The organism is Caulobacter sp. SSI4214, from assembly GCF_012184455.1.
GTDB lineage: Bacteria > Pseudomonadota > Alphaproteobacteria > Caulobacterales > Caulobacteraceae > Caulobacter > Caulobacter vibrioides_E.
In genome coordinates this window covers 1-8646 of sequence record NZ_SZWJ01000133.1, presented here as the reverse complement: position 1 = coordinate 8646, position 8646 = coordinate 1, and the positions used below count along the sequence as shown (strand labels likewise).

7 protein-coding genes and 1 pseudogene are annotated in these 8646 nt (G+C 68.0%); 5 read left to right on the top strand and 3 right to left on the bottom strand.

Annotation, left to right across the window (positions count from 1 at the left end):
* On the top strand, positions 1-178 hold a 178-nt coding region (locus FCU40_RS21865), incomplete at its 5' end, for a fibronectin type III-like domain-contianing protein (protein ID WP_168077856.1).
* 73 nt (positions 179-251) lie between these two features.
* Positions 252-479 carry a hypothetical protein gene (locus FCU40_RS21860; protein ID WP_168077854.1) on the top strand — a complete coding sequence of 76 codons (228 nt, stop codon included), beginning with the start codon at positions 252-254 and terminating at the stop codon, positions 477-479.
* 113 nt (positions 480-592) lie between these two features.
* On the opposite strand, the gene FCU40_RS21855 is transcribed toward FCU40_RS21860, so the two are convergent.
* Entirely contained in the window at positions 593-1951 is a 1359-nt protein-coding gene (locus FCU40_RS21855; protein WP_168077852.1) for an MFS transporter, read from the bottom strand.
* Positions 1952-2035: 84 nt separating this feature from the next.
* Here FCU40_RS21855 and FCU40_RS21850 point away from each other — a divergent pair, with 84 nt between their 5' ends.
* A complete protein-coding gene (locus FCU40_RS21850) occupies positions 2036-2740 on the top strand; it encodes a winged helix-turn-helix domain-containing protein (protein WP_168077850.1) in 705 nt (234 codons plus the stop codon).
* A 109-nt stretch (positions 2741-2849) separates the two neighbouring features.
* Positions 2850-3041, top strand: a pseudogene (locus tag FCU40_RS23145) (hypothetical protein); the annotation flags it as partial.
* Positions 3042-3143: 102 nt separating this feature from the next.
* Here the strand turns inward: FCU40_RS23145 and FCU40_RS21840 are convergent.
* Positions 3144-5852: a non-ribosomal peptide synthetase gene (locus FCU40_RS21840; protein WP_168077848.1), complete on the bottom strand. Its 2709-nt coding sequence runs from the start codon at positions 5850-5852 to the stop codon at positions 3144-3146.
* 391 nt (positions 5853-6243) lie between these two features.
* The gene (locus FCU40_RS21835) at positions 6244-6705 is read right to left on the bottom strand and encodes a MarR family transcriptional regulator (RefSeq protein ID WP_168077846.1); all 462 of its coding nucleotides are present in this window, start codon (positions 6703-6705) and stop codon (positions 6244-6246) included.
* 452 nt (positions 6706-7157) lie between these two features.
* On the opposite strand from FCU40_RS21835, the gene FCU40_RS21830 reads away from it, so the two are divergent.
* Positions 7158-8646 (top strand): methyl-accepting chemotaxis protein (locus tag FCU40_RS21830; protein WP_168077844.1); only part of this gene is annotated, 1489 nt, incomplete at its 3' end.

Below are 8646 nucleotides of genomic sequence, written 5' to 3'. Positions count from 1 at the left end.
AGGCGAGACCCGCCGCGTCACCCTGACCGCCGATCCCCGCCTGCTCGCCAGCTTCGACCCAAAGGCCAAGCGGTGGGTGCTCGACAAGGGCGCCTATCAAGTCGGGGTCGGCGCCGCCGCTGACAACTTGGCCCTGAAGGGCTCGGCCGCGATGCGCGCGCGCACCCTGAAGCCGTAAGTCAGCCCTCCGTCGACGCGCCGCGCTCGCCGACGGTTCGAGGGACCAACGCGTCGTTCGAAGGAGATCAAAGATGAACATGGTGCTTGTCGACCAAGAGCAGGTTCTCGTCATCCGCAAGGCGCTTCCGGCGGTAACCAAGGTCTGGCTTCAAGAGGTGCTGGGAGTCAGCGAGACCACGTGGCGCTCGCTACGCGACGGTCGGCCCATACGCCAATCGACCTACAACAGGCTGCTGGCGAGGCTGGAGACGACGCGCGACGGACCCCCGCCGCGCCGCTCCTCGCATAGCCCGCTCTGATCCTGTTGACTGGGAAATGGACCCTCCGAACGTCTCAAAAGAGTCAGGATTTCCAGTTTAGGCGCGCAACGAATAGCGCGTGCTCCGCCCCCCTCCTCCCGCGGCGTCCTTGCTCAGCCCGCTTTAGCCGGTCGGAGAAAGCGCGGCATGCCAGCCGAAATGAAGGCCGCGCCGACCAGCAGCGCCGCCGCGCCCAGGCCCGAGGCGTGGAGGCCGGAGACCACATCCCGCCCCGCCAGCGCGCCGAAGATGGCCACCCCCGCGGCCCCGCCCACCTGGCGGCAGGCGTTAAGGGCGCCCGAGGCGGCGCCGGCGTCGTGCTTGTCGACGCTGGCCAGGAGTCCGCTGGTCAGCGCCGGGATGGCCAGGCCCATGCCGCCGGGGATCAAGGCGAAGCCGGGCAGCATCTCGGCCAGGCCGCTCCCCGCGCCCAGCCGCGCCGTCAGGACGTAGCCGCAGGCCGCGATCAGCACACCCGCCGTCGTCACCGCCCGCGCGCCGAAACGGGCCACCAGCCCGCCACTGGCCAGGTTCGAGACGATGAAGGTCGCCGTCAGCGGCAGGAAGGCCAGGCCCGCCCGCGAGGGGCTCCAGCGCAGGGCGCGCAACATGAAGAGCCCCAGCACGAAGATCAGGCCGTAATAGGTGAAGTTCAGCGCCGAGCCGACCACGACGGCCGTCCAGGCCGGGCGCTCGCGGAAGGCGCCCAGCGGCATGGCCGGATGCTCCGCGCGCCGCTCGAAGAGCGCGAAGGCGCCAGTCAGGACCACGCCCGCGATCAGGGCCAGCAGCGGCGCGCCGCCCCAGCCTCGATGTCCGCCTTCGATCAGTCCGCCGACCAGCAGCGAGACGGCGGCCACCGCCATCGCCTGGCCCGGAATGTCGAACGGGACCTTCGGCTTGGCCGGCGTCGGCGGCGCGACCAGCAGAGTCAGGACCGCGCCGATCACGCAGACCGGCAGGTTGACGAAGAACACCCAGCGCCAGCCCAGGGTCTCGACCAGCAGCCCGCCCAGCACCGGGCCGGCGGCGATCGACACGCCGCCAGCGGCGGTCCACCAGCCCACGGCCGAGGCGCGCTTGCGGTCGTCTCCATGAGCGGCGTGGGCGATCAGGGCCAGCGACGGCGGGATCAGCAGCGCCCCCGCCGCGCCCTGGGCCACGCGGGACAGGATGAGCATCAGCGGGCTCGCGGCTAGGCCGCAAGCCGCCGAGGCCACGCCGAACAGCAGCAGGCCGGCCACAAACGTCCGGCGGGGTCCCGCCCGGTCAGCGACCGCGCCGGCCGACAGCAGCATAGCCGCCAGGGCGAGGATGTAGGCGTCAACGACCCACTGCAGCTGCGCCGTCGGGGCGTCGAACGCCTTGCCGATGGCGTCCAGCGCGACATTGACGATGGTCACGTCCAGCTGGGTGACGAAGAAGCCGAAGCTGGCGGCGGCGGCGATCCAGGGCAGGCGGGTCTTGCTCATGGCCCTTCTCTTGCTCCGAACCGCCGCCGCGATGCTACACGCGCCGATGAACCATTCGCCCGGCGATGGGCCTATGATGCCGATATGGACGCCAACATAGCCTCGCCAGCCGCCCTGATCGGCGACCCGACCCGCGCCGCCATGCTGCAGGCCTTGCAGGACGGTCGCGCCCAGCCCGCCAGCGCCCTCGCCTGGGCCGCCGGCGTCACGGCCCAGGCGGCCAGCAATCACCTGACCAAGCTGGTCGACGGCGGCCTGCTGAAGGTCGAGCGCGAGGGCCGGCATCGTTACTACCGCCTCGCTAGCGCCGAGGTCGCCCACGCCATCGAGGCCCTGTCGGTGCTGGCGGCGCCTGTGCGCTCGCTGGAGATCCCCCGGTCGCCCAAGGCCCGCGCCCTGCGCGACGCCCGCTGCTGTTATGGCCACCTGGCCGGCCGCCTGGGCGTGAAGGTCTGCGAGGCGCTGGTCGGCAAGGACCTGATCCGCCCGGCGGCCGAAAAGCTCTACGACGTCACGCCCGAGGGGCGCCGCTGGTTCGAGGATCTGGGCGTCGAGGTCGACGCCCTGCGGTCCCCGCGCGGCGTGGCGCGGCAGTGCCTAGACTGGACGGAGCGTCGCCATCACCTGGCCGGACCGCTGGGCGTGAAACTGCTGGAGGCCATGACCGCGCGCGGCTGGCTGGCCTTGGAGACCAAGGGCCGCGCGGTGCGGCTGACCGCCGAGGGCGCGGCGGCGCTGCGGGAGCGGCTCGGCCTAAGTCCAGGCGAAGAAGGCGAGATCGCCGCCTGACCTCCGCGCTCCCGACCAACCTTTGATGCTTACCGAAACGCACCGCGCGTCCCGGGATTGAGACTTAGGCCCCCCTCGGGGGCAAACCCTCGCAATCCACGGAGTCAGCATGCCCAAGGCGATCGGCAAGGACACAGGCGCGCCCTCGAACGCGGCCGAATTTCCGACGGAAATCGGCCAGGCCGGGGAACTGCATCAAACGCCCCCGGACGGCGGCCAGGTCTTGACCACCCAACAAGGCGTTCCCGTCGCCGACGACCAGAACACCCTGCGCGTGGGTCCGCGCGGCCCAGCGCTGCTCAGGACGTCACCGCCTGAAAGCGCGGCGCCGTCTTCCGGGGCGGCGCCGGACACCGCCGGCGAAACCGATCTCCACGGGACCTATGATTGCCGGAACGGCTGGTTAAGAAGCAACCGTCGCGGGTTTCAACGGGCGAGAAATCACCCGCTTGAGCCTCGCCCATAGCAACGGGGCCTGCTGGAGCGCGAGCGTCCAACACCGCCAGGCGACAACGCCAACGACCACCGCCGCGATCCAGGCGAAGACCAGGGACGCGTTGGTCAGGCGCGTCCAGGCGCCAAGCACCTTGAAGTGCAGCAGATAGATGAACAACGAAGCCCCGGCGATCATATAGACGGGTTTGGACAGCAGGCGCGGCCAAGGCGCTTTGGGGACGAACAATATCAGCGCCGCGATCGGAGCCAGCACGGCCGCGTCGCCAATCGTATAGAAAGGCGAACTCGCCCAAGCGTAGAGCGCGGCGGCGATCGTCAAGGCGACCCGGCCACGCCCCCTCAGGAACCCCGCCAAGGCCGCCAAGGCGAAGGTGGCCATATGGGTGGTCGGCGAGTGCTTGAACACCGACATCATGTCCAGCGGGGCGCGACCAAAGTCAGGCACGAAGGCGAACGGGAGAACAAAACGTCCCAGGAGACCAACCGCCAGCAGGACCAGCGCCGTCATCAAGGCGGGCCGCGCGATCTTGAACACGCGGTCCAGCAGCCAGAACGACGCGCCGTACAGCAGGATGACGTGGAAGATACAATGGACATACCACATGACGGCGTCATGGCCGCCATAGGCGTTGGGCCCCTCGGCGGGCAGCCCGCGATAATCCAGAAGGTCGGTGTAGAGCAGTAGGCCCGACAGACGGATCGGCTGGTGGGTAAGGAGCTTCAGCGCCGTATTGGCGAGCTCATAGGCCAACAGCGGCGGAAGTAGCCCCTTGAGCAGGCGCCACAGGGGCTTCAGCGATCTTTGGTGCTCCATTTCGTTCAACTGCAAGCCGCCGAAGATGTAGCCCGAGACAAAAAGCAGCGCGCTGGTGGCGCTGCCGCCCGTGAAAATCAGCTGGAAGTGGCTGGCGACCACGGCGCAAATCGCTACGGCCCGCAGCAAGATAGGGCTCTCGATCCAGGCAAGACGCCCCTTCTTGGCGGGTTCGCCATCGGCGCGGGCCGCGAGGGTAGCCAGACTCATGGAGGTCCAGCCTTCGGGCGTCTCGCCGAGGATCTCCTCCAGCGAAAGAAACGCGGTGACATAGGACAGGCTGTCCCCGCCGAGCGAAGCGAAACTATCGTCCAGGCCAACGGGGCGGCCGAATAGATCGCTCCATTCGGCGACGAGGGCCTTCTCCACAGGGGTTCTCGCGGCGCGAACGCTCGACGCGTTCGGACAATCCGGGACCAGCGCGATCAAGGCCTGACGATCGATCTTGCCGTTCGGCAAAAGCGGCAAGGCCGGCAGGGTCATGACGCTTTCAGGCACCATATAGTCCGGCAGCGCCGCCGCCAGACGCGCGCGAACGGCGGAGTGATCCAATGTCAATTCGGCGTTCAGCGGCTGGACGAACAGCCCTAGACGCGGCGCCTCGTCGGTTCCGATATTGAGCGTGATAGCCTGCGCGATATAGGGCGCGGCAAGAGCGCGCGCGGTGACTTCGGCCATCTCGACCCGGTAGCCCCGGATCTTGACTTGGTCGTCCTGGCGTCCGTGGATTGTCACCGCGCCGTCGGGGCGCCGCATGCCAAGATCGCCCGTGGGGTAGTCCTGAAGTCGCGGCGGCGTCGGCGCGGGCAGCCGTCCCTCGACAACCGGGCCCAGCGTCAGAAACGACGAGCGAATGACGATCGGACCAGGCGCGGCGTCCGGCGCCAAGACCTCGAATCCGTCGATGCCGCGCCCGATCGGCAAACGCTCTTCACCGTCGCCAACGGCCGGAACACGATGGAAGGTGGCCGCCTGAGGAGTCTCCGTGGCGCCGTAGAAATTGACGCTTTCGCAGTTCGGGGCGCGCGCGGCCACGGCGTCGACCAAGCCGCGGCGCAGAACGTCACCGCCCCAGAAGACATAGCGCAGATCCGGCAGAGCCACGCGGTCGCGACCGGCGATCAAAAGCTGACCCAAAGGGGGCGTCATGTGTGCCACGGTCGGCCGGGCCCGGCTAAACCACGCTGGCAGCGACCCAGGCGAGGTCAACACCGCTTGCGACGGAATCAACAGTCGCGCGCCTAGGCTCAGCGGCGTGAAGACGTCGCGCAGCACGGGATCGTGCCCCAAACCCGAGAGCAAGGTGAAACGGTCCTGGACGTCCAGGCCGAAGGTTCGCGCCTGCCAGGCGACGAAGTTGACCAACGGGTGGTGCGAGACGGCCACGCACTTGGGCTCGCCCGTGCTGCCGGAGGTGAAGAGAAGATAAGCCGGCGCGTCGGGATCGACGGGGCCCAGGGGCGCATCCGAGGCCTCGTTCGCTTCGAAAGACACCGAAAGGCGGGGCAGATCCGAAAGCCCTTCCGGCGCCGGCCCCGCCTCAAGCAGCAAACTTGGCCGACAGATCTCCAACATGCGGCGCAGCCGCGGCAGCGGGTAGGCCAGGTCGAGAACCACGAATGGCGCGCCAGCGCGGGCGCAGGCCAGCATGGCCAGGACCATGCGCGGCCCTCGCTCGGCCAAGATGCCCGTGACGCGCCCTGGCGAAAGGCGCGCGGCCAATGCGCGAGATACCGCCTCCAGGACGCCGTAGGTGATGTCTCCGCCTTCGGCGGACAGGGCGACGGCATCCGGCGCCAGGCGAGCGCGAGACTCAAAGCGACCATGGATCAGGGCGGGCATTTTGGCCTGTTCTCAGCGGACACGCCCTGGCGCTTCCAGAGCAAAGCGTAACCATAAATTGCACCGCCAACCTTAAGAGATGGTTCTAGGGCGAGGCCTTTTGACGTAAGGGTTTGGGAGACCTCCACCGGACGGGTTACCCAGCCGCTGATGGCGGCGATCCGGGCCTGGCGCTCAACGCGGCGCCCTCTGGAACCAACCGGTCGCGGCGCGAACCTTCGCGGGTTTTTACGCAACCTCGATCATTCGCCGAGCGGGGCCTCCAACACAGCGAACCGCCGGCGACGGAATTGGCGGCGCCTCTGGTCCGATGGAGACGGCTTTGCAGTCGTTCAACCCGCCTCCCGTAAAGCGATATGGGAAATCGGCGCCCGCTTTTCCGCGCGAGGCTCTACCCGCCGATCCGGGCCAGGAGGGCTTTCAGGGTCTCGACCTCTTGGGGGGAGAGGTTGCGAGACAGCGATCGCTCGTGCGCCTCGACGCGCGCCACCAGGTCGGGCAGCGCTTCTCGGCCGTGCGGAGACAGGGCCAGCGCGAACGCGCGGGCGTCGGCGGAGGGCGCGCGCTCGACGAGGTCTCGTTCCTCCAGGGCGACGACGATCGCCGCGGCGCCCGAACGCGCGATGCCCATGACCTTGGCGATGTCCGCCTGGGTCAGGCCGGGGTTCTCGGCGATCAGCATCAGGGCGGTGAACCTCTGGGTGGTCAGGCCAAAGGGGCTCATCGCTTCGTCGAACGCGTCGCGAACGCGATATTTGGCCTGACGGACCGCGTGACCGAGCAGTCGGTCGAGGACACCGTATTTCAAGGGCCGACTCAGCGGATCGGCGAAGCGCCCCGCGCGCGCGCTCATGATCTGTCACCCATCGTGGACGGGGACGATCGCCCCCGCTTCGCCAGAGCCTGCCCGCGTCAAATGGCATCATTCGAAGCGGACAGGCTTCAGATTCAAACGTTTAGAGCGCGGTCGAGCGGTTCAACCGTTCGCACTTAAACCTGCCGCGCCCAGCCTTTCCCACCACCTCAACCCCGAGTCGCCGTTCCGGCGAACACCCGCATTCACTCGCGCAATGCGACATTCTGCTGCACCCAGACTTAACCCCTAATTCACGAGATGGGCGCGAACTGGGCGAGATGTAATGGATCGTAGCAATCTTGTTACCCACCATAACAAAAAGCGTCCGCCGCGAGCCAGCGTCGCGAAGGACTCTAGGGGCGGGCCCCACCAGCTACGGACCATCGGCGGGTTAGGCCGTTTCCGACGAAACGGGCGTGTAAGACGACTAGGACCAGAGGACCAATTTCATGCGCTTCACGATCAAGCTGAAACTCGGCCTGGCCTTTGGCCTGACCCTTGCCATCCTCATCGGCGTGGGCGCCATGGGCGCCGTGCAGATGAACAATCTGAACAACGCGATCAACGCCGCGATCGCCGGTCCGGCCCAATTGCTGGACATCGCCCACCGGGCGCAGACCGCCATGCTGGAAACCGTTCGCCAGGAGGCCAACACGATCTTTGAAAAGGATCCGGCCAAGGCGCTGAAATATGACGCCAAGGCGGGCGACGCCATCAAGGCGTTCGACGCCGCCCTCGCCGAGGCCGAACCGCTGATCACGTCGGAAGAACGTCCGAAGTGGGACGAGCTGCGCCGCCGCTTCGACGAGTTCAAGGTCATCGACGCCCAGATCCGCACCCTGGGCGTGCAGGACAAGGTGGCCGAGGCCACGGCGCTGTCGTTCGGCGAAGGCGCCAAGGCGGTGACGGCCGTCTCGACCGCCGCCGACAGCCTGGTCAAGGCCCAGCGCGCGGAACTGCAGAAGGCCTCGAAGGACACCGACGACCTTTACGCCTCGGCGCGCAACAGCCTGATCGTTATGATCATCGTCGGCCTGCTCGCCGCGACCGCCTTCGCGGCGTGGATCATGGTCGGCATCAGCAAGGGCCTGGCTCGCGCGACCTCGGCGGTCGGCCTGGTGGCCGACGGCGACCTGACCCAGACCATCGCCATCACCACCAAGGACGAAATCGCCGACCTGCTGGGCCACGTGAACGTCATGATCGACCGCCTGCGCGGCGTGGTCGGCGACGCGATCTCGGCGTCGGAAAACGTCTCGGCCGGCAGCCAGGAGCTGTCCTCGGCCTCGGAGCAGGTCAGCCAGGGCGCGACCGAACAGGCCTCGGCCGCCGAGGAGGCCTCGGCCTCGATGGAAGAAATGGCCGCCAACATCAAGCAGAACGCCGACAACGCCGCCCAGACCGAGAAGATCGCTCGCCAGTCGGCGCAGGAAGCCGACGTGTCCGGTCAAGCCGTGGCCCAGGCCGTCGACGCGATGCGGACCATCGCCGAGAAGATCACCATCGTTCAGGAAATCGCGCGCCAGACCGACCTGCTGGCCCTGAACGCGGCCGTCGAGGCGGCCCGGGCCGGCGAGCACGGCCGCGGCTTCGCGGTCGTCGCCTCGGAAGTGCGCAAGCTGGCCGAGCGCAGCCAGACCGCCGCCGCCGAGATCAGCTCGGTCTCGTCCGACACGGTCAAGGCCGCCCAGTCGGCCGGCGACATGCTGTCGAACCTCGTGCCCAACATCCGCAAGACCGCTGAACTGGTCGCCGAGATCAGCGCCGCCTGCCGCGAGCAGGACATCGGCGCCAGCCAGATCAACGAAGCCATCCAGCAGCTGGATCAAGTGACCCAGCAGAACGCCGCCGCCTCGGAAAAGATGTCGGCGACCTCGGAAGAACTGGCCGCCCAGGCCGAGGAGCTGCAGGCCTCGATCGCCTTCTTCCGCACGGGCG

Excerpts from the sequence above, each read along its gene's own strand:
- FCU40_RS21860 (WP_168077854.1), top strand. The coding sequence starts at position 252 with ATGAACATGGTGCTTGTCGACCAAGAGCAGGTTCTCGTCATCCGCAAG.
- FCU40_RS21850 (WP_168077850.1), top strand. The coding sequence starts at position 2,036 with ATGGACGCCAACATAGCCTCGCCAGCCGCCCTGATCGGCGACCCGACC.
- FCU40_RS21835 (WP_168077846.1), bottom strand. The coding sequence starts at position 6,705 with ATGAGCGCGCGCGCGGGGCGCTTCGCCGATCCGCTGAGTCGGCCCTTG.
- FCU40_RS21840 (WP_168077848.1), bottom strand. The coding sequence starts at position 5,852 with ATGCCCGCCCTGATCCATGGTCGCTTTGAGTCTCGCGCTCGCCTGGCG.
- FCU40_RS21855 (WP_168077852.1), bottom strand. The coding sequence starts at position 1,951 with ATGAGCAAGACCCGCCTGCCCTGGATCGCCGCCGCCGCCAGCTTCGGC.